Origin of the sequence: Porifericola rhodea, from assembly GCF_030506305.1 — a bacterium.
Taxonomy (GTDB): Bacteria; Bacteroidota; Bacteroidia; order Cytophagales; family Cyclobacteriaceae; genus Catalinimonas; species Catalinimonas rhodea.
Window position 1 is genome coordinate 4,136,681 of record NZ_CP119421.1, and the last position, 20,445, is coordinate 4,157,125.

The 20,445-nt window shown below is 41.9% G+C and carries 17 protein-coding genes and 1 pseudogene; 9 read left to right on the top strand and 9 right to left on the bottom strand.

Going from position 1 to position 20,445, the window contains the following annotated elements:
• The first annotated feature begins 1 nt into the window (after position 1).
• The gene (locus PZB74_RS17000; RefSeq protein WP_302238287.1) at positions 2–1,651 is read left to right on the top strand and encodes a sulfatase family protein; all 1,650 of its coding nucleotides are present in this window, start codon (positions 2–4) and stop codon (positions 1,649–1,651) included.
• 111 nt (positions 1,652–1,762) lie between these two features.
• On the opposite strand, the gene PZB74_RS17005 is transcribed toward PZB74_RS17000, so the two are convergent.
• Positions 1,763–2,773, bottom strand: a complete 1,011-nt coding sequence (locus PZB74_RS17005; protein WP_302238289.1) for an alcohol dehydrogenase — start codon at positions 2,771–2,773, stop codon at positions 1,763–1,765.
• A 325-nt stretch (positions 2,774–3,098) separates the two neighbouring features.
• Entirely contained in the window at positions 3,099–4,172 is a 1,074-nt protein-coding gene (locus PZB74_RS17010; protein ID WP_302238292.1) for an AI-2E family transporter, read from the bottom strand.
• Between the two features lie 151 nt (positions 4,173–4,323).
• Here PZB74_RS17010 and PZB74_RS17015 point away from each other — a divergent pair.
• Positions 4,324–5,079 (top strand): annotated as a pseudogene (locus PZB74_RS17015) (SDR family NAD(P)-dependent oxidoreductase).
• Positions 5,080–5,137: 58 nt separating this feature from the next.
• On the opposite strand, the gene PZB74_RS17020 reads toward PZB74_RS17015, so the two are convergent.
• The 5 genes from PZB74_RS17020 to PZB74_RS17040 form a co-directional block, all read right to left on the bottom strand.
• On the bottom strand, positions 5,138–7,798 hold the full coding sequence (locus PZB74_RS17020; RefSeq protein WP_302238294.1) for an ABC transporter permease: 2,661 nt from the start codon (positions 7,796–7,798) through the stop codon (positions 5,138–5,140).
• A 19-nt stretch (positions 7,799–7,817) separates the two neighbouring features.
• Positions 7,818–8,159, bottom strand: a complete 342-nt coding sequence (locus PZB74_RS17025; protein ID WP_302238296.1) for a PadR family transcriptional regulator — start codon at positions 8,157–8,159, stop codon at positions 7,818–7,820.
• A gap of 514 nt (positions 8,160–8,673) precedes the next feature.
• Positions 8,674–9,996 carry a serine hydrolase domain-containing protein gene (locus tag PZB74_RS17030; RefSeq protein WP_302238299.1) on the bottom strand — a complete coding sequence of 441 codons (1,323 nt, stop codon included), beginning with the start codon at positions 9,994–9,996 and terminating at the stop codon, positions 8,674–8,676.
• Positions 9,997–10,089: 93 nt separating this feature from the next.
• Positions 10,090–11,211, bottom strand: coding sequence for an ATP-binding protein (locus tag PZB74_RS17035; RefSeq protein WP_302238301.1), 1,122 nt, complete (start codon positions 11,209–11,211; stop codon positions 10,090–10,092).
• A 77-nt stretch (positions 11,212–11,288) separates the two neighbouring features.
• Positions 11,289–12,413 (bottom strand): sensor histidine kinase, encoded by a 1,125-nt coding sequence (locus tag PZB74_RS17040; RefSeq protein WP_302238302.1) that lies wholly within the window; start codon positions 12,411–12,413, stop codon positions 11,289–11,291.
• 409 nt (positions 12,414–12,822) lie between these two features.
• Between PZB74_RS17040 and PZB74_RS17045 the strand changes: the two genes are divergently transcribed.
• The 3 genes from PZB74_RS17045 to PZB74_RS17055 all read left to right on the top strand — a co-directional run bounded on the left by PZB74_RS17045 (position 12,823) and on the right by PZB74_RS17055 (position 14,580).
• Positions 12,823–12,999, top strand: a complete 177-nt coding sequence (locus PZB74_RS17045; protein ID WP_302238305.1) for a hypothetical protein — start codon at positions 12,823–12,825, stop codon at positions 12,997–12,999.
• A 324-nt stretch (positions 13,000–13,323) separates the two neighbouring features.
• Positions 13,324–13,962, top strand: coding sequence for a PQLLE family protein (locus PZB74_RS17050; protein ID WP_302238307.1), 639 nt, complete (start codon positions 13,324–13,326; stop codon positions 13,960–13,962).
• 417 nt (positions 13,963–14,379) lie between these two features.
• The gene (locus PZB74_RS17055) at positions 14,380–14,580 is read left to right on the top strand and encodes a DUF1059 domain-containing protein (RefSeq protein ID WP_302238310.1); all 201 of its coding nucleotides are present in this window, start codon (positions 14,380–14,382) and stop codon (positions 14,578–14,580) included.
• A gap of 159 nt (positions 14,581–14,739) precedes the next feature.
• Here PZB74_RS17055 and PZB74_RS17060 read toward each other — a convergent pair whose 3' ends face one another.
• Complete coding sequence (locus PZB74_RS17060) at positions 14,740–15,021, bottom strand: hypothetical protein (RefSeq protein WP_302238312.1); 282 nt, start codon at positions 15,019–15,021, stop codon at positions 14,740–14,742.
• Between the two features lie 297 nt (positions 15,022–15,318).
• Here PZB74_RS17060 and PZB74_RS17065 point away from each other — a divergent pair, with 297 nt between their 5' ends.
• On the top strand, positions 15,319–17,520 hold the full coding sequence (locus PZB74_RS17065; RefSeq protein WP_302238314.1) for a DUF5916 domain-containing protein: 2,202 nt from the start codon (positions 15,319–15,321) through the stop codon (positions 17,518–17,520).
• Positions 17,521–17,593: 73 nt separating this feature from the next.
• On the opposite strand, the gene PZB74_RS17070 is transcribed toward PZB74_RS17065, so the two are convergent.
• Positions 17,594–17,965 (bottom strand): hypothetical protein, encoded by a 372-nt coding sequence (locus PZB74_RS17070; protein ID WP_302238316.1) that lies wholly within the window; start codon positions 17,963–17,965, stop codon positions 17,594–17,596.
• A gap of 161 nt (positions 17,966–18,126) precedes the next feature.
• Here PZB74_RS17070 and PZB74_RS17075 point away from each other — a divergent pair, with 161 nt between their 5' ends.
• The 3 genes from PZB74_RS17075 to PZB74_RS17085 are packed head-to-tail and all read left to right on the top strand — an operon-like array spanning position 18,127 to position 20,377.
• Entirely contained in the window at positions 18,127–18,552 is a 426-nt protein-coding gene (locus PZB74_RS17075; RefSeq protein ID WP_302238319.1) for an Xre family toxin-antitoxin system antitoxin, read from the top strand.
• A 14-nt stretch (positions 18,553–18,566) separates the two neighbouring features.
• Positions 18,567–19,010 carry an RES family NAD+ phosphorylase gene (locus tag PZB74_RS17080; protein WP_302238321.1) on the top strand — a complete coding sequence of 148 codons (444 nt, stop codon included), beginning with the start codon at positions 18,567–18,569 and terminating at the stop codon, positions 19,008–19,010.
• A gap of 44 nt (positions 19,011–19,054) precedes the next feature.
• Positions 19,055–20,377 (top strand): amidohydrolase, encoded by a 1,323-nt coding sequence (locus PZB74_RS17085; RefSeq protein ID WP_302238323.1) that lies wholly within the window; start codon positions 19,055–19,057, stop codon positions 20,375–20,377.
• The last annotated feature ends 68 nt before the right edge of the window (positions 20,378–20,445 follow it).

Genomic DNA, 20,445 nt, shown 5'->3' on the forward strand with positions numbered 1-20,445 from the left:
TATGATTAAACCAAACAGTTATTTTGTACTACTCAGCCTGGCAGTTATCGCATTACTTTCTGCCTGTGGTGGTGGAGAGCAGGAGCAAACACAAGACGAGAAGCCGCCCAACATTCTATTTATTATGAGCGACGACCATGCTTATCAGGCTATCAGTGCCTATGGTCACAACCTCAACGAAACGCCAAATATTGATAGAATTGCTAATGAAGGAGCATTGTTTACTCGCTCAACCGTAACCAACTCCATTTGTGCTCCCAGCCGTGCAGTACTCTTAACAGGTAAGCATAGCTTTGTCAATGGTAAAGTAGATAATGTACAGCCTTTCAACTGGGATCAAGAAAGTTTTCCTAAGTTGCTTCAGGCCAATGGTTATCAAACCGCACTAATTGGTAAAATTCATCTGGATGGGCTGCCTCAGGGTTTTGACTACTCTATGGTACTTCCTGGTCAGGGGCATTACTACAACCCGGACTTTTTAGTGAATGGTGAGCGTAAAAGGTTTGAAGGATATGTTACCGAAATAACTACTAATGAGGCTCTTAAATGGTTAAAAGAGGGTCGCGATAAAGATAAGCCCTTCTTGATGATGTACCACCAGAAGGCTCCTCATCGTAACTGGAAACCAGCACCTAAATACTTGACCCTTTACGATGACAAAACCTTTGAGCCCCCTCTTACCTATTTTGATGACGAGACCAACTATGCCGGTAGAGGAAGAGCAGCCAAAGAGCAGGAGATGGAAATTGATGGTCATGCTTTCTGGGGTCATGACTTTAAGATGGTAGTAGATCCTAATGGTGATAGTACCGGCTTTGCCCGTGACCTGAAGCGCTTTACTCCTGAGCAGTTAAAGATGTGGAAAGAAGCCTATGATCCTAAAAATGAGGCTTTTAAGCAGACTTATGCCCAAAATGGGGAGCTGGACTTTAAAAACTCTAAAGAAAAAGAGAAGGAAGTAGCTATCTGGAAGTACAATCGCTATATCAAAGACTATTTGAGAACCATTAAGTCGGTAGACGATGGAGTAGGCGAAGTAATGGATTATCTGGAAGAAAATGACCTGCTGGATAATACAATTGTAGTTTATACCTCAGATCAGGGTTTTTACCTGGGCGAACATGGTTGGTTTGATAAGCGATTTATGTATGAGCAGTCCTTCCGTACCCCTTTGTTAGTTCGTTATCCGAAAGAAATAAAGGCCGGTACCAAAATAGACAAGCTGGTACAAAATCTGGACCTTGCACCTACTTTCCTTGACTATGCAGGTATTGAGATTCCTGAAGAAATGCAGGGCGAATCTTTCAGAAAGCTGGTAGGTGGAGAAACCGATGAATGGAGAGACGCGGTTTATTATACGTATTACGAATATCCTTCTGTGCATATGGTGAAACGTCATCATGGCGTGGCGACCGATCGCTACAAGCTTATCCATTTTTATTACGATATAGACGAATGGGAATTGTACGATCTGGAAAAAGATCCGCATGAGATGAATAGTGTTTACGATGATCCTGAGTATGCAGAAGTACAGGAAATGATGCATGCCAAACTAGAGGAGTTACGTCAATACTATGGCGATAGTAAAGAGAATGACGATAAGTTTTTAAATGCTTATCTGGATGTTGTTGAAAAAAGAAAGAACAACTAATGCTTTACTAATTGACTAACATAAAAAAGCCTCTCCTGTCTAAAGGAAGAGGCTTTTTTTACTTTTGCTATTAGCCTGGAGTGTTAATAAAAGAGAGTAGCTTATCATGCTTTAGTTAACCGTTAGCACTACTCTAAAACGCGCTTCATTATTGATCATACGCTCATAAGCCTCGGCGGCCTTTTCCAATGGATATTTTTCAATCATAGGAATACTTTTGGTGAGCGCACTAAATTTTAAGGTCTCTTCAGAGTCTTTGGCAGTACCACTAGACCAGCCAGATACTGTCTTTTTGCCTGTAATCAGTTGGAGAGGACTAATCTGCATAGGATCGGTATCGGCCCCTACAATCAGAAGCTGACCATTAGGTCCCAGGCCAGCTACTACCGAAGAAATAAGTTTGCTGTTGGGTGCTGTAGCAAGAATCAGCTTGGCACCACCCATCTTTTGTAAGGCTTCAGCAGCATTTTCTGCTTTGCCATTGATAAACTCATGAGCTCCTAATTGATGAGCCAGTTCTTTTTTATCATCGCTGGAAGATATTGCTACGGTATGCATACCCATTTTGGCAGCGTATTGGATAGCGAGATGTCCAAGTCCTCCCAAACCCTGTACGGCTACCAGGTCTCCGGCAAAAATATCGGCATTCCGCATTGCGTTAAATACTGTAATACCTGCGCAAAGAATAGGCGCAGCCTCCTCAGAACTTAGAGAGTCCGGTATACGAGCGAGTGCTTCCTGTGGTGCGAGCATATGGGTTGCATACCCGCCATCATATGATATGCCTGCGATCTGAGCATTTTGGCAATTGATAAAGTCGCCCTTGCGACAAGGATCACATGTAAAGCAGTGACCACCATGCCAGCCCACCCCTACGCGTTGTCCTTTTTCCCAGGGTGATACATTTCCTCCAATTTCTTCAATTGTGCCTATCACCTCATGACCGGGAATACGAGGATATTCTATGCCTGGAAAAGCACCTTCTTTTACAAACATATCACTGTGGCATATACCGCAGGCTTGCACCTTTATCAGTACTTCATATTCCTTAGGCTTGGGTATATCTCTTTCAATAGACTCAAAAGAGCCACCAGCCTCCTTAATAATCATGGCCTTCATCATAAGCTTTTCTGTTAATATTGTGTAAATTATTTAGCGTGAAGCGCGGACCATTGTTTAACCCAGCAGGTACGATAATGTTAGCCTAAACTTTATGCGATACAGTTATGGCTGATATATACCCTCAGCATTATAACAATTATAAACACCATAAGTAGACCTTGAGTTAGGGCGCATAAGTATGCTCAGGCCTGGCTTACAGTACACAATTCGCTGCGTAGCAAGGAAGTTGTACTCTACTAAGCTTTCAGTTTTAGATCAGTATGTTCTTCCTTTCTCTATTAACTGTTGCTGATTGCCAGGTATTTATGTTGTTTTCATATTGAGCTTAATGAGAAGATTGCTGTTGCCGCACTTTCTTTTCAGGGGCCAGTAAGCTTTCATGATCACCCAAAATATCTTCTACATATAGCATCTTGATCAGTACCATTACAATAGCAAATAGGGGGGTAGCCAGTATAAGACCAAGTGCACCAGTATACACTCCTAGAACGAGTTGAGCCAGTAAAATCATAGCCATAGGCAACGACACCTGATGCCTTTGAATCATAGGAGTAAGGAAATTGCTTTCTACCACCTGAGCAATAATATAAACCGCCGCGGTCCAGAGCATCTTATCAGTACCCTGCGTAGCCGCTATCATAACGCCCAATACCAAAGCGATAAGAGGACCAAAGTTGGGTACAAAAGCAAGTATGCCGGCAGTAATACCTAAAATCAGGGCCAGAGGTATACCTATAATCCATAAGCCAATCCAGGTAAATACAGCTACAATCAACATGGATAGGAGTTTGCCAGTAAGCCAGCTTCTAAGAGTTTGCCCGAGAGTCTGCATAACTTCTCTGGCTCGCTTTCGCTTTTCTTTAGGAACAAGGTGGATAATACCATCTACATAAATCTGAGGACTGGCGAGTATAAGAAAGCCCATAAAAAGAATAATATAGACATCTGCCAGCGCTCCAAATACCCCAAATACAGCAGAGAAAAACTTTTTAGTATTTTGCCCAAGTTTATTTTTAAAGTCCTGTTGTTCAGCATACTTCAGAACTTCTTCTCCCATCGGTAGTTGCTGTACTTTTTGCTTTACTTCCTTAACGGAAGAGGGTAACTGTGTTCTTAGCTGTTCGGCCTGGCTACTCATATAAGGAGCTAAGGCAAAACAGATTACCCCAGCTACTATCAAGAAGCCAAAGACGGCCATAACCCGACTCCAGGAAATAGAAATTGAGGTGCGATGATGAATAGCCCTGGCCATACCATCAAAAAACACAGCTACTAAAACAGCAGCTATAACAATGAGCAGTACATTAAATATTGTACCTATAAAAATTAGTACTAGCACACATGCTAGTGTAATGCCAACGGCTATTAGCACTTTTTTGGCAAATGAGTCTGAGTCCATGAGATTTATTGTAGTTGAAAAAATATGTTATCACCTTTTCAACAGTAGACTTACCCTGATGTTTGACCTACAAATCTTTAATATCCCAAATCTTGATGGCTTATGATATTCTCCTTATGTTCATAGTCTTTACTCAACAACCTACCATCTTATGTCAAACTCTTTATCCCACAACGTAGCCCTGGTATCAGGCTCTTCTCGTGGTTTGGGCGCTGCAATAGCAAAAAAACTAGCAGCTCATGGTGCCAAAGTAGCCATTAACTATCATCGTAATGAAGGTCGTGCGCAGCAAGTTAAAAATGACATTACGGCAAAAGGAGGTGTGGCTGAGATTTTTTAGGCAGATGTTACGGATAAGAAACAGGTCAGCAGTTTATGCCAACAAATACAAACTAAGTTTGGCGCTGTAGATATTCTTGTATTAAATGCTACCTCTAATCATCACCACTATTCTATTGAAGATATGAAGTGGGAGTATATGCTGGAGATGATAGATTACTTCGTGAAAAGTCCGTTGTTGCTTACGCAGGAGCTGGTAAAGGGCATGAAACAAATGGGCAGGGGTAGAATTATCCACATTGGATCAGAGGTGTTTGAACAGGGAATCCCCAACTTTAGCAATTATGTAGCTGCTAAAGGGGCTCAGCTGGGGCTTACTCGTTCTTGGGCCAATGAACTGGCGCCTCACAATATTACGGTCAACCTGGTTGCTCCCGGCTGGATACCAACTGATATGCATGCCAGCGAACCAGAAGAAAACAAACAGGCCTACCGAGAGAAAGTGCCACTGCAACGTATGGGTGAAGCCGACGATGTAGCTGCCATGGTTAGTTTTCTTGCTTCAGATGATGCCAAATTTATTACCGGACAAAAAATTTCTGTGAACGGTGGAAATACCTTAAGCTAAGGCAAAGATAGAAGTACAGCTCTTTCCTCAATTTTACATTAAAGAAAGAGCTGGCAAATTATTCTGTTCGTAATTTATTAACCGGGTTTATCAGCGCAGCTTTTAAAGACTGATAACTGATAGTAAATACTGCAATGAGTAGGGCAACAATTCCGGCCATTACAAACACATCCCAACTAATTGTGATTCGGTACTCATAATCTGCGAGCCAGCGTTGCATCAAATACCAGGCTATTGGGCTGGCAATCAGCAGGGAGATCACAATAAGAAGCAAAAAGTTCTGGGTGAGTATGCGGAAAATATTGTTGAGTGAGGCACCCAGCACCAGGCGGATGCTAATTTCTTTGGTGCGTTGTTCCACCATAAAAGCAGAGAGCGCAAACAGACCCAGACAAGCAATAATAATCGCCAGTACCGCAAAAGAAGTAAAGATTTTACCCATACGAAGTACATCATCATACATCATCGCGAAGCTGTCATCCAGAAAAGTGTATCGCAGGTCCTGATGTGGAGAAAACTTAAGCCAGACATCCGAAATGCCTGCAATAGCCTTTTGCATCTCACTTCCCGCCACTTTTACAGAAACTACTGTTGGGCTGTTGCCCAATACCAGGCATAAAGGACGTATACTACCTTTGAAGGATTCAAAATGAAAATCTTCTACGATGCCTATCACTTCCCAAGCCTGTCCGGAGTTGGTGATAGTAGCTCCGAGAGGCTGCTCTAGTTCCAGCTGCTTTATCATCTCTTCGTTAACAATTACTTTTTGGGAGTCAGAAGGAAGCGTTTCTGTAAAATCTCTGCCTTCTAATACTTTCATTCCCAGGGTTTCTATATAGTCATGATCTACTCTCCAAATCTGGCTGTACACGGGTTTATCAATATTTACTTTTCCCTCTTTCCAGAAGCCATTACTGTTCATTTTAAAGCCATCTACCGGCAGATAATCACTGATAGATGCTCGCTGTACCTGAGGTAGGCTTTCCAGTTCTTTCTTAAAAGTTTGTATTTGCTCTCCTAATGTACCTGTACCTTGAATGACTAGTACCTGCTCTTTGTCAAAACCCAGCTCTTTATTAAGAATGAAGTTCATCTGCCGGTAAATCGTCACTGTGCTGATAATAAGCACAATAGAAATGGTAAATTGTACAACCACCAGCGTGCTGCGCATTTTAGAGCTTTTACTCCCTCTGCTCAGACTGCCCTTTAGCACCTGTATGGGCCTGAAACTAGACAAATAAAAGGAAGGATAGATACCTGCCAGTATTCCTATAAATATAGCCAGGGCAATAAGTAGAGGGTACAGCCTCCACTCAAACCACGGAATACTTAAATCCTTGCCAGATAAAGAATTAAAGTACGGCATAAGGAGTACGGCAATAAAAATTGCGATTACAAACCCTATCAGACTAAAAAGAACTGACTCGGTAAGAAACTGTCGTACCAGATGCTTGCGTAAGGAGCCTACCACCTTACGAAGACCTACTTCTTTAGCTCTGTTTGCAGACTTTGCGGTAGATAAATTGATAAAATTGATACAGGCAATGATCAGAATAAAGATGGCGATAATACCAAACAGCCATACAAAGCGAATATCTCCATGTTGCAGGCCGTCTCTAATTCCGGAAGAGTGTAAGTGAATATCCTGAATGGGTTGTAGCTCTATTCTTAAGGTTTTGGCAAACTCTTCCGCATTTTTGAGGTTGGCTTTACGCATCTCCGGCAAAACATACTTATCAATAATCCCTTTTGTGAGCTTATCGGCCAGACTATCGGCGTTTACGTGCGCTTGTATAAGAATATAGTTATCATAATTGCTGGCATTCCAGTTCGTTTGCTCACCAGGATAAAATTCAAGGCCGCTCATGGTCATCAGGAAGTCAAAATGAAGGTGAGAATTGTCAGGAAAGTCTTCAAATACAGCCCTGATAGTGTAGGCTTCATCCTCGTCATTATCTAGAACAAGGATTTGCCCGACCGGATTTTCTTTACCAAAGTACTTTTCTGATTTGCTTCTGGAAATAGCGATACTTTTGGGCTCGCTCAAGGCGGTTTTAAGTTCGCCATATACAATCTCGGGCTGTAGGATCTCCAATAATTCCTGATCGGCAAATACAAAGCCCTGTTCAAAGTAGTTTTCCACTTTTCCCTCCAGCCTTATCTCTTTGTTACCGGCACCAAAAAGTTCGTTAGGCAATATGCGGCCTGCTTTTTCTATCTGAGGAAAGTCAGCTCTGAGGGCATCAGCAAGGGGAGCAGGAAAACTTGTGCCTTTTCTTACTTCCTCTTCATAAGAAGCCCCAACCACCCGGTAAATCCTGTCTACATCAGGGTAATGCTGGTCATAACTTAGCTCGTGCTGAATAAAAAGAGCAATGAGCAGGCAGGAGGCAATACTCAGAGCCAGTCCACCAATCTTAATAGAGGAGTAAAGTTTATGCTTACTTAGGTTTCTCCAGCCTACTTTAAAGTAATTGTCAAACATGGCGAAAGAATTTGGGTTAGTGTATGTGTTTTTTTTGATAGCAAAAGGTCTCAGATAGTGTATGACCTGATACCAATAGTTAATTTTTGCTTTATAGACGGACTTTTCCTCCACAAGCTGTAAGAATTTTTCTTCCAGATCGCCTTCTACTTCTTCTGCCAGCTCTTCTCTCAAAAAAGCATGCAGAAATCGTTTAGCAAGTGCAGGTGGCCTTATCGTATTGGTGTCTTTCAAGCGTTTGTTTTCTGTTTATTTAGCCGAAACTCAAAAAGTCTGGGGTTAATGCCGGGTATTGCTTCCAAAGCGAGAGCTTAAAGTCTCGTGAGTCCTTTAATACCTGCTGGCCATACGCTGTAATGCTATAGATTCTCTTTCTTCTGCCACCTCTTTCTGCCGTTGCGTTCCCCATTTCCGACTTCAGGAAGCCTTTATCCTCCATACGGCTCAGCGTAGAGTGTACCGCGCCTATAGACACCGCTCTTCCGGTCTGTGACTCAAATTCTTCTGCTATATGTAGGGCGTAAGCCTCCTGAGCGAGTATACCTGCCAGCAAAAGAATGACTTCTTCAAAATCGCCTAATCGTGTTTCTTTCATTACTTACTAAATTGTAGAAGAAATAAAGCCTGCTTAATTAATTGATTGTCTATGCATAAAAAAGTAAACTTCCGCTAATGCTTAGGTCGTTTTTTACTGCCAGGTACTGGCAATTTTATAGCCTCTTAACTCTTATGCAAAAGCGTAACTCTCGTTTTATGGGTTAATGTGTTTTCAGGATACGAAATGGGAATAATAATACCGCCTTAATAAAGCTAAAAATGACATCTAAGCTTAAGCCTACAATTCTGAATGGCAGTAAAATAAGCCAGATCAGAGGAAACAGAATTAACATGACCAGGGCTATAGGCCAACAGATCACCAGTAAGATGCACCAAAGCACAAATGCGATAAAGGTTCTCATTTATATTCTTTACTTACCCAAGTTCAAAAGCCTGACCAAAAACTTAACTTATTGATAAATAGCAAATTGTGGTTTTGGTGTGCCATCCCAAGTGTTCTAAAGTGAACAGCAGCTGTTCGTGTGTGTACATTTGTACAGATGCTCGGTCAACTATTCTTCGCGGCTGAGCTGATACGCTCCACCAGCCTGCTTTAGCACCATCAGCTTTTTCTCAGGCTCAAACTCCAGTATTATTCCGGCCTGCTCAAATTGGAAAACCCGCTCTTCAATCGCTTCCAGTGGAAAAGAAGGCTGTCCACTGGCCTGCCCCATAAGTGTATTACCTTCTCTCCACATCTTAAGCTTTAGCGGAAAGGCCGGACTACTATAAGTACCGGTGTACTGATCCAGTATAGCCTCACTTAAAGTGATGTTAGGTCTGAAAGTGGGCATCTCATAAGCTTTGTCAAAGTAAATACTAAGGATGCCGATCATAATACTATTCACATCCATCACGGATGCATTGGCAAAATAAGATATAGCCACGCTATCTTCTTCAAAGTAGGCAGAAGATGTGCTAAAGGCATCTATTCTTCCAGCATGTCCGTAGGCATAGCGTTCATAGAAGGGAATAAGCATCAGCCCAAGGCCAAAATTATCTTTCAGGCGGGTCATTTGTGCTACTGTTGCAGAGTCCAGTATTTGATAAGTGAATAGAGCAGTTAGAAAACGGTTAACGTCTTCGGGAGTAGAGCTTATGGCCCCGGCACCCTTCGCTATGCTGAGGTTTGACTGACTTGACTGTATCCAGTCGTCTTTTCTATAGTAAGAAAAAGCTTCTCTTTGCGCGGGTCTGTGCGGACTGGCGATATAGGTGTCTTTAAATTGCAGTGGCATAGCGATTCTTTCGTGCAAAATCTGCTCAAATGCCATATCATCTTCTTCTTCGGCAATCAAACTAAGCAATACAAAATTAGTATTGGAGTAAGCAGTCTTCTCATCAGGTTCAAACTCTACACCATTCTCGGTGAATATGCTTATAAATTGCTCCTTACTTACCTCTCCCTTTAATTTGTTGAAGACATCAGGCTTATTGGTGAAGTTATACAAGCCACTGCGATGCCTAAGCATGTGTTCTATACTAATTTTGTCGGCATTAGGGAGCTGGGGAAAGTAGTGGGCAAGCTTGGTATCCAGAGAAAGCTTACCTTCCTCTATCATTTGCATGATAATTACTGCCGTGAAGGTCTTGGAGATAGAGCCGATTCTATAAACGGTACCATCATCAGCTTTAATACCCTCATTATAGTTAGCATATCCTATGCTGCGCTGGTACACTTCTTCACCTTGCCTGAGTATAGATACACTACCCATACTTTTATGCTTTTGCTCAATTAGGGAAAGCAGACTATCCATCTTGTTAGCATTGAAATGCTGAGCACTAAGCCCGGAGGAGGAGAGAAGTAGACTTAGCAAGCTGAGGTAGCGTAGCATATGCACCAAATTTGTTGTTCACTTAGTAAAAACTATAGCTGTTTTACTGAGCTATGGCTACCTCAACTTAACAAAAAAGAGAAGGGATTGCTACTAAGTCTCTTTCTTTTGTGAGGCAATTACTTCCTGTTCCAGTTTGGGCAAAATAATAGCGAAACCCTGTTTGCCATTCTCATTAAAGAGGTTGAGTTTACCGTGATGCAACTCAACAATCTCTTTTGCGATAACCAGTTCCAGCATTCCTCTGACTTGAGTACCTCTAACATCTATCATGTTAAGGCGGGTAGCTCTATCAAGTACTGAACTGATCTGTTTGGCGGGCAGTTGAAGCTGTTCTGCAGTTATTAACAGCAATACATTGTTATCTCCTTTTGTTTGTTCAGCTTTAATTCTGATCTTTTGCTCATGCTTGCTAAACTTAAGTAAATAGGTAAGCAGCTCTTCTATCGCGCGGGTAAACTTCTCGCTATGTAGATTGGCTTTTAAGGAGTCATTCAGGCCTTCAAATGTCAGATTGCTGGAAGAGCTATCGGTTTTAAAATAAAATTCTTCTACCAACTCCTCAAGCAAGGCTTTTAGCTCACAGGGGGCAAGCTTCAGCTCCTGCTGTTGTGCCTGCAACTCTATCAGACTGATTAAACCTCTGGCTACGGTAAGTACCTCACCGCCAAAATTATAGATTGTATCGTAAAGGTTGAGGTAATTTTTCTGATCGTTCTCTCCAACCTTAGCCTTGAGCAGCTCTGCCAACCCCATAATGTTGGCAATAGGGGCACTGAGCTCGTGTGCAAGCATAAAAGTGACTGTATCCAGGCTATCTACCTGCTCTCTCAGCACTTCATGGTTCTGCTTACTAAAAGTAATGTCACTAATATGGCCGGCCACAAACTTGGTAGTGTCATTACCCTGAGTTACCGGGTAGGTGTTCAGCTTCATCCAGGCAATTTCCGGTAAATTATCGGCAGCTTTTAGTTCAATCTCCTCATGGTTGGTATTATCTACGGACAAAGAGGCAAAAAACTGATCATATGCCTCCAGACTGTCCTCATGTATATACTGGCGAAGGTTTTCTTTAGGGGTATCGGGGCTGAAATACTTTTTGGCGCGGTGGTTATAGAATTTTTCGCTGATAAATACGGTTTCCCGCTTTTTGCTATCCCATAAGAAAAAAAATACAGGAATAGTATCTATTAATTTTTTATATAAGTCTTCCATAAGTGTGCACAGAGGCAACAGATTAAAAAAAATGTATGAACGGTCAAGTTAAAATCAATTGTTTTGCAATGCAAATGCTAGACAGGAATGCGTATACGAAATGTAGTTCCTTCTTGGGCAGTACTCTGTACTTCTATATTTCCATTATGGGCTTTAATAATGCCATGCACCAGGGTTAGACCCAAACCCCAACCCTTTGCTTTTTTTTCTTTAGTACGATAGTAAAGCGTAAATAGTTTATCTAGTTTTTCCGGAGGTATGGGATTCCCCTCATTGTGCACGGTAATTAGTGTGAAGTTGCCCTGCTTATCAAAACTTATTGTAATCGGCCCCTCTTCCGAACCGTACTTAATAGCATTAGATATCAGATTGTCTAAAGCTCGGTAAAGCGCATCAGCATCCCATTGCCCAACAATTTTATCTTTTGTGCTCTGAAGCCTTATTCTTGCCTGTAGGCTGGGTTTATAAGCATGCAGAGCATCACTTACCACCTGTAGCAGATCTTTTTCCTCTTTCTCAATAGGTATGGGGTTGCCAGATTGTATGAGGTTTACATCCAGTAGGTTATTTATAAGCTCATTAGAGCGTAGTGTACTCATCTTTATGCCATTTAACAGTTTGTTGGTAAATTCTGTGTCTGGTCCTGTTAACTGTTCTTCCAGAAGCTCAACCAGTTGCAGCGTATTGGTAAGCGGCCCCCTAATGTCGTGAGAGAGGGCGGCAATAAACTGGTCGCGCATCAGGTTTTGCTCTTCCATATTGTTCATCAAACCCTTAGCCTTATCGCTGGCAGTCTTTTTTTCATGCTCCCTGATCTGCATAAATGCTTCAGTTGACTGCTCCAGAGCCTGGTCAATGGCATACATAATACCATCCCGCTCACGTTTGCTTATATTATCTCCATTATCGTCTATCACTTTAAAAAGGGTTCCTTTTAAAAGGTGATATTCTTTAACAATATGGAGAATTGTGTACTTAGTTTTATGAGCTCTTTCTCTTCCGTGCGATTCACTTTTATACACCACATCTCTGGCATCATCTGAAGCAAGTGCATCCACCATAGCATCAAGCAGGTCAGGTATATTATTTTTGAGGATGGGCAGATTATATTTTTCTGCCCCTGGAATTTCTTCAAGTACACTTTGCGTCCATCTATCTAAAATGCTTTCTTTATTTATGCGGATAATGTCGGCTGCGCTCATATAGTATTTGTATAGAAGTCGTCTTATATTGGATAATATAGGTAGTAATCTTAATGATGATTCCTTAATTTATAATACTACACTAGAGTTTTACCATAATTTTAAATTTATATGAAATTATGAAATAATATACTTGCACTAGTCAAGTACTTTTGCTCTATTATAGCTGAATTATACAGATAACAATCTGTACGTACTGCTGTTTGCTTCGCCAATACTTAAATTCTTAGAATAATTTTAAGCTTACTAATAAGGTTTTACTACCACGTCTATTTCTAAATCAGACATTAGTATATAAGATTATCAAATACACTATTCAATTGGATCAGTAAGACTCTTTTTAGCTGATTTGTGAGCTTTTATACGTTGATAGCCGCTTTATCCGCGAGTAGCTTTTGCAACTCAATGTATGTCTTATGCAATTTTACACCTTCAAATGGGATGGAAGCGGAAGGTAGTAGGCATAACTTACTTATGGGGCGATATAAACGTTTATCTGGCAGATAGCCAACAACTTTTTGTACTCATTAAGCTTCATCTGCTCATTATTATCCATTATTTTCCTCAAATGAATGTTCATTTGTAGAAAAAATCCGCTTCTGTTGAACATATTACGTGTCATCTGTCCTTTGCTAATTATGCTATTATACAAATAAATCTGCATTCTGGCAGCGGAAAGATAGTTTCTGAAGACAAATCAGGCCTGCGAGTGTTTGAGGCATTTCAATGGTAATTTTTTGCGGTTAAAGACACCGATAAGTAGTACAAACGCCTAATTGACTACTTGTTAAAGTGTAATTATTTGTAAAAATAATTATAATAGTATACATTGTAGCATTTGCCATCTAGTCCATAGGTTTATTTGAATTAGATGCTATTACTTAGTGGTTATTAATCAATTTATTCAGCTATGAAGCAGCTAACATTTTTGCACAAAGCGAATTTGTCTATTCAGGTAGCCTTGAAGGAGAGCGAAATTTCCGCAAAACTGAAGGAATACGGCTACGATGACAAAAAAATTAAGGAAGGAGAGAAGATTTGCAATCTATTTAGCGAGCTCTCTCAAAAATTAGAGGAAGCCCGGGAGAATTCTAAAGTGGCGACCCTATCATTACAGAGTACTCGTAAGCATATTCATACAAGTTATAGCAGACATGTAGCTTTGACTAGAATTGCCTTAAGAGATGTGCCTCAGGCTATAGTACTTATGGGCCTGAAGGGCAGAAGAGAGATTACCATAGATGGCTGGCTGGAGCAAACTCGCAATTATTACCATTATGCGATGGAGCATGCCGATGTGCTCAAAAAATATGGTATTCCTAAGCATGAGCTGCAAGAAAACCAGATTCTTTTGGGGCAAATGATAGAACTACTGACTTTGCAAAAGCAGACCTATAGCCAGGCTCAGGTACTGGCACAGCAAAAGCAGGAGGCCTTTAGCAGTATGCAGCAGTGGTATTCCAAATTTATTAAACTTGCGCGTCTGGCATTGGATGAGAAGCCTCAACAGTTGGAGGCACTGGGTATTTTAGTGCGCAACGAAAAATAAATTCTGTTTTAATTTCTTCTCATATCTTTTCATATACCATAAGCTGAAGCTGTAAAGCCCTACATAATTCGTAGGCTTTTACCTTCAGCTTTTGTGTTTATCTATCTACATATTATTTGCCGCGATTTATTCAAAACTGCCAAGGTCTTATACTTAAAGGCCGGCATAACGTAAATTTTTTTGTCTTTGTTGATCGTGTATCGGTCATTTAAAAGTCTGATTTTCCAGCTTTAAGCAGTAGAGATACCTTTTACCGGCGAACCCTCAAAAAAGCTCTCTATATTTTTCTTGATTGTATCTAAAAAATCTTAACTTTATGATAGACAGTGAGATACACATAGAGTAAAGCCTTTGATCAACGATAAGTAGCTAAGCCTGATTTTACTATACATACGTATAACCTAAACTTAATAAGCTATGGAAAAGGTCATTCACTGCCGAGATGTTGGCTTTGACTGTGACGGAATCATCCGAGCACAGACAGAAGCTGAAGCACTACAAATGGCTGCCGATCATGCCCAGAGAGCGCATGGTCTGGACGAAGTTACGCCAGAAGTGCTGGAAAAAATCAGATCAGTAATGCGCGAAGAACATACCGCTACCTTACTGATGCGTTAAGAGAACTAAAAAAAATCAAAACAGATCTATCCGGTCTGTTTTTTTTGTTTCTGCCATTTTTTTGGCGAAACGAGGTAGGATTAAGAGCGTAAAATATTTATTTCCCCGTAAGGGAGTGTGTATGAGGTGGGGCCCTCTGTTTTTGATGGGCAGCCTATGCTAAGCCAGCAGTCGTTTGGGTTCCACATAGCGCCAGAAACCTTCTATGAGCCATTCTTCTCTAAAGTTTCTCTTACGCTTTTGGCCAATAGCTGAGGTGAGTGATTTCTCCGACACTTTATCTAAGCTTATCTGATGCTTTAGTAGATAGGGCCGCAATTCTTTGCTATAGGTAGCTGACTCAGCAGCTACTTTAGAAGTAGTATTACTGTTAAGAGTGGGGCAGGCCATAAAGCTTAAGGCCAGAGAAAAGGCCATGCTTGTCGTAAACATTTTGCACATAGGCGTAAAAGCTTTGTTTACCAAAATTTAAGGTTTTTTACCTATATATTTCAAGTAATTGACCCGCCTTTTTTTCAGGCTTTATTCGGTATAGAGCAGTTTAAGTGCTATACTAAACCACAATTATGAAGAAACATATGTTTTATGAGCCTGGGCGTTTCAGGTTGTAAGTTGATGCTTACTTTATCATTTGAGCACTGTTTTCTCATTCAGTTCCTCTTTGCTTTGTTGTAAGGAGGCTGTTGACTACGGTTTTTCGTTGGCAGTATCCTAAAAAAAGCTAGATTTGTGCTTCGTATGTCCATCCAAATATACCTGAAGCTCTTGAGATCTACCTACCTTACCCTCTGTTTGTGTCTTATTGCTACCGCTCTTATTGCCCAGAAGAAGAATGCAGCCTACCGCCTGAATCTAAAGAAAACCAGCACCGCCATTTCTATTGATGGCTCTATGCAAGACCCTGCCTGGCAGCATGCTGATGCCGCCAAAGATTTTTTTATGATTCTTCCGATGGATACCAGCAAGGCCAAAGTGAAAACAGAGGTGCGTATGGCCTATGATGATAACTTTCTCTATTTGATTGCGGTCTGCTACCACCTTAAGCCAGGTCCTTATATTGTAGAATCTCTTCGCCGGGACTTCTCTTTTGGCAAAAATGACAATTTTCTACTCTTCATGGATCCTTTTGACGACCAAACTAATGGATTTAGCTTTGGAGCTAATGCCGCCGGAGCCCAATGGGATGGTTTAATGTATGATGGAGGTAGTGTTGACCTGAGTTGGGATAACAAATGGACATCGGTAGTGAAAAATTATACTGACCGTTGGGTTTTTGAAGCAGCTATCCCATTTAAAACCATTCGTTACAAAAAAGGTATCACAGAGTGGGGGATTAACTTTAGCCGACTGGACCTTAAAGCAGCAGAAAAGTCTTCATGGGCACCTGTGCCGAGACAATTTCCTTCAGCTTCACTGGCATTTACTGGTACACTGGTCTGGGATCAGCCACCTCCTACAGTAGGTGCTAACATTTCGGTTATTCCCTATGCTTTGGGTGGGCTAAGTCACAACTATGAAGACGATCAGCCGACAGATTACAGGGGAGAAGTAGGTGTAGATGCAAAAATCGCGATTACCAGCTCGCTTAACCTGGATCTTACCGTTAACCCTGACTTTTCGCAGGTAGAAGTGGACCAGCAGGTTACCAACCTGGACCGTTTTGAGCTCTTTTTCCCTGAAAGAAGGCAGTTTTTTCTGGAGAATGGCGACCTTTTTGCCAATTTTGGCTACCAGAACATTCGTCCTTTCTTCTCCCGGCGTATCGGCCTGGGAGTTCCAATACGTTTTGGCGCGCGTTTGAGCGGAAAAGTTAACAAAAACTGGCGTATCGGAGTGATGAATATGCAAACCGGCAAGGTGGATGATATAAACCTGCCTGCTCAAAACTTTGCTGTCGCTTCGGTGCAGCGAAGAGTCTTTGCCCGCTCAAATATTGGCCTTATCGTTGTAGATAAGCAGTCACTGAACTATACTCCCAGCTATGATCCGGATGTGCCCGTTTATTCGCAGTACAATCGTAATATCGGGGTAGAGTATAACCTGGCGTCGTCCAACAATTTATGGACTGGTAAGGCTATTTACCTCCGTTCGTTTAGCCCTTATACTTCTGATGAGAATATGACACATGCCGCGAACCTGGAGTACGACAGCCGTCGGCTTACACTGAGTTGGCAGCATGAGTATGTAGGTAAAGGCTTTGTGGCGGAGGTAGGTTATGTGCCGCGTGGCAACTATATTAAGCTAAACCCAAGTGCGGAGTATCGTTTTTTTCCTAAAGGGGGGCAGGTCGTCAGTCATGGTCCTAAATTAAGTTTAACTTCTTACCTTAGACACGATTTTCAGCAGACCGATAATGAATCTTTTTTAGCTTATAATGTGAGTTTTCAGAATCGCTCTGCTTTTACTGCCTGGGTAGCCCGTGATTATGTGAAACTGCTGCTTCCTTTTGATCCTACCAATGCTTCGGGAGAAACACTTTTTGTTAATTCTGAGCACTATTGGAGAAGCTGGGGCACAGAATATACCTCTACACCCAACAGCCTGTTTACCTATAGCTTTTCCTCTCGTTATGGAGGCTACTTTGCCGATGGCAAGCGCTTAAACTTAACAACTGAGCTTGGCTATCGTTTTCAGCCCTATGTTAGTCTCAGTATGCGAAGCAGCTATAACAATATTTTGCTTCCGGAACCCTGGAACCGGAGCGAGTTTTGGCTTTTAGGGCCTCGTATAGATGTTACCATGACCAATAAGCTCTTTATTACTGCTTTTATGCAATACAATCAGCAACTGGATAACATCAATCTGAACACTCGTCTGCAATGGCGCTATCAACCAGCCTCTGATTTGTTCATCGTTTACACAGATAACTATTTCCCGGCTCCACTGGGCATCAGAAACCGTGCCCTGGTACTTAAATTTACCTACTGGTGGAATGTTTAAGCTTTAATTTTAGCCTGCTCTGTCGTATTTAGTTGCCAGTGTAGGCTAATTCGCTAAGCTTTTTTCTTAATCCTCAGAAATACAGATCCGCTACCGTTACATCATCGGCTGTAATCTGAAAAACCTGTTTGGGTACATCTGCATCAGCAGTGGTGGCAACAAAAGCTACTACATAGGTGCCTGGAAGTATGTTTGTGAAGACCACCCTTTCTTCCTCCAACTCTACCTCAGCGCTTTTAAAGGCATTATTGAGTACATAGCTATTCGTTTGCATGCTCTCTATCGGAAAAATTCCCAAGTGCAAAGTATCTATTAATGGATTACTACCTTGAGATATAGCATGCAGGTTTACTACCAGGTCTCCTAACGTATCAGGCGTATCTTCTTCGCAAGAGGATAGAAAAAAACTTAGGAGTATCGTTAAAGACAAAAAAAGGTTTTTCATTACTATTTACTTATAGTGTTGGCTGTTTGAATATAGTTTTTTCTCAATAAATAGTCTTCCGTTGCGCTGTGAATAGTGCTAAAATACTGAATTTCAAACTTAATATGCCATTTTTCGTTAAAAATTTGTAAATTGGCGTATTATTTACTATTTACTCTATTATGTACGCACACGAATTAAGTTCTATTGTTGAACTGGACGAACTGGCTAAGATTGAAAGCCCTTATGATCTGGTTCGCCTGGCTCGCCGTGGAGTAACTCGCAATACTCTAAAGACTGTAAGCCAGATTTTAGGCGTATCGCTTAAAGAGCTGGTGCCCAAGTTACCTATCGGTGAAAGGACGCTACAGCGCTATAAGGAGGAAGACTATCTGCCCTCTCATGTGAGTGAGCAGATCATACAGTGGGCACAGGTAGCTTTGTTTGGGCGCTCAGTCTTTGCAAGTCCCAGCGTTTTTCAGCATTGGATGCAGGCCTCCAACCGTGCGCTGGGCAATGTAAAACCTGCCGACCTTCTGGATACCCGGCAGGGTGCCGAATTACTTTTACAACTATTAGGACAGATTGAACACGGAGTATATCGTTAATGTATATTTACAGATTGTGTAAGGCACAGTACCCCGCTCTGGATGGGTACGGAGCTTTTTTGTACGGAGGAAGGTGGAACTTGCCGGGCAAAGCTGTGGTATACACTGCAGAGAACCGTGCCCTGGCAGCATTAGAGTTTCTGGTGGGAGTGGAGCACCACCGACAGTTGGGAGCGCTGAGCATGCTTACCATAGAAGTGCCGGAAAGTGTGAGCATAGCTACAGTAGATGTCAAGAAACTGCCCGAAGGCTGGTGGGAGTTTCCTGCCCCGCAGAGTGTAGCCAGAATAGGAGAAGAGTGGTTAAATGAGGCAAAGCATGGTGTGTTCAAGGTGCCTTCGGTACACATACCTGATGAATGTAATTACCTACTTAACCCCAGGCATCCAGACTTCCAAAAAATAACAGTCGTGGAAAACAAGACTTTTGGTTTTGACCATCGCCTGATGAGAGATTGAAGTTTATAAGCATATTAAAAATACACATACTACATATCTAACACATGAAGAAACTATACTTCTTGAGCCTTCTGATCATGGCTAGTTTATCACTTTCTGCCCAAAATAAATTGCTACAAAAGGTAGAAGAGTTTACTAACGAGAATTATGCTTCGCTGGAAGATATCTACCAGCACCTGCATCAGAACCCAGAGCTGTCGGCTAAAGAAGAAAAGACTTCGGCCCTGATTGCCAAAGAGTTAAAATCTCTGGGCTTTGAAGTGCAGGAAAAACTAGGAATGCACAATCTGGCAGGCGTACTGAAAAATGGTAAAGGCCCTACTGTACTTATCCGCGCGGATATGGATGCCTTACCCCTGGAAGAAAAAACAGGGCTTCCTTATGCCAGCAAAGCCAGGGGAATAAACCCTGCCGGAGAAGAAGTGTCAGTAATGCATGCCTGTGGGCATGATATCCATATGACTGTATTTTTAGGAACAGCCCGAGCTCTGGTAGAAACTAAAGACCAGTGGCAAGGTACCCTGGTAATGGTAGCTCAGTCAGCAGAAGAGATTGGGTTTGGAGCGTATGAACTCTTCAAAGCAAAGTTGTACGACAAAATTCCTCTGCCAGACTACGCATTAGCTTTACACGATAATGCCTCATTACCAGCCGGAACTTTGGGGTATCGCTCCGGAGCCTTTATGGCTAGTGTAGATATGGTTGATATTACTGTGTACGGCGAAGGTGGTCATGGTGCTGCCCCTCATACTACAATAGACCCTATTGTACTAAGTGCCGAAATGATCAGTGCTTTCCAAACTATCGTTAGTCGGGAAATTAACCCGATAGAGCCAGCAGTAGTAACAGTAGGCTCCATTCATGGAGGAACTGTGCACAACATCATTCCAGATGAGGTGAAAATGCAACTAACGTTGCGGTCCTATTCTCAGGATGTCAGAAACCAGACGATTGAAGCGCTAGAAAGAATGACAGAGAATATGGCGCGATTGGTCGGGCTGCCAGAAGAAAAATTCCCTACTATCAAGATTCGTGACCCTCAAACACCGGCAACGATTAATGATCCTGAGCTTACCGAAAGACTGGTAGGGGTATTTAAACAAAATTTTGGTGATGATAAGGTTGTAGAAATGCCCCCGAATATGGTGGGAGAGGACTTTAGCCGCTTTGGATTACAGGATCAGAAGGTGCCGATCTGTATGTTTTGGCTGGGAGCAGTAGACCCTGCAAAAGTAGAAGCTGCTAGGGAAGAAGGCAAAGACTTACCGTCACTACATTCACCATTTTTCGCACCGCTACCAGAACCTACTATAAAAACCGGAGTGAAAGCTATGAGTGCGGCGGCTTTGGAGCTACTTGTACCATAAAAGGCCTCTACCGTGCAGCAGGCTTAAAGCAATGAGCTGAGTGTTGCTGCTGAAAGCACATATTTTCC